This window comes from Aquisphaera insulae, assembly GCF_011064615.1.
GTDB classification, from domain to species: Bacteria; Planctomycetota; Planctomycetia; order Isosphaerales; family Isosphaeraceae; genus Aquisphaera; species Aquisphaera insulae.
Map to the genome: position 1 here is coordinate 1 of NZ_JAALJH010000224.1, position 1252 is coordinate 1252.

Annotated in this window: 1 protein-coding gene; it reads right to left on the reverse strand. The window is 69.9% G+C overall.

What is annotated here, in order from left to right; translation table 11 throughout:
- Window positions 1-38: 38 nt before the first annotated feature.
- On the reverse strand, window positions 39-1252 hold a 1214-nt coding region (locus tag G6O54_RS36855), incomplete at its 5' end, for a protein adenylyltransferase SelO (RefSeq protein WP_165236115.1).

Genomic DNA, 1252 nt, shown 5'->3' on the forward strand with positions numbered 1-1252 from the left:
TGCGAGACGAGACGAGCCTTCGTTGAACGGTATTGCGCCTAGGTCCCGCAGAACGTCCGGTAACCAGCCTCGTCGGCGGGCGGGTCACGGTATTCTGCGTGCTCGGCCCTGGTCTCATAGGGCGAGGCCAGCGCGTCCAGCAGCCGGTGCATGACCGACAGGTCGTCGCGGTCCTCGGCGGCCGACAGGGCTTCCTCAACGCGGTGGTTCCGCGGGATGACCGCGGGGTTGACGGACCGCATTAGCTCGTAGGACGGCCCGGTCGGCCCGACTCGCTCCTGCCACCGGGCGTACCAGGCCTGGAACTCCGCGTCCCGATACCGCTCGCCAACCGGCGGGCCTGCCGACAGGTCGCGGAACGTGTTGGTGAAGTCGGCTCGCACCTTCTGCATCCAGTCGAGCAGCGACCGGGCCAGGTCGGCGTCCCCGGCTTCCTCCGACTGAAGCCCCAGCTTTTCACGCATCCCGGCCAGCCAGTACCGCTCGAACACGGCGGGGAAGCCTTCCAGGACCTCCGTCGCGGCCGCGACCGCGGCCTCCGGCTCCGGGTCGATCAATGGCAGCAGGGTCTCGGCGAACCGCGCCAGGTTCCACTGCACGATCCTGGGTTGGTTGCCGTAGGCGTACCGGCCTCCGCGGTCGATCGAGCTGTAGACGGTCCCGGGGTCGTAGGCATTCATGAAGGCGCACGGGCCGTAGTCGATCGTCTCGCCCGAGATGGCCACGTTGTCGGTGTTCATGACGCCGTGGATGAAGCCGACGAGCTGCCAGCGGGCGACGAGCGAGGCCTGGCGGTCCGCCACGGCCTTCAGGAACGCCAGGTACTTCTCCGGGGCCTCGACGAGCTCGGGATCATGGCGGTCGATCGCGTAATCGGCGAGCGCCCGCAAGGTCGCCTCGTCCCGCCTGGCCGCGTACTCGAACGTGCCGACCCGGATGTGGCTGGCGGCCACGCGGGTCAGGATCGCGCCGCGCCGCGGGGACTCTCGGTAGACCTTCTCCCCGGTGGTGACGACCGCGAGGCTCCCCGTGGTGGGGATGCCGAGGGCGGCCATGGCTTCGCTGATGATGTACTCGCGGAGCATGGGCCCGAGGGCCGCCAGCCCGTCGCCGCCGCGAGAGAACCTCGTCCGCCCGGACCCCTTGAACTGGATGTCCACGAGGCCGCCCGACGGCGTCCGGTGCTCGCCGAGCAGGATGGCCCGCCCGTCTCCGAGCATCGTGAAGCCGCCGTACTGGTGGCCGGCGTAGG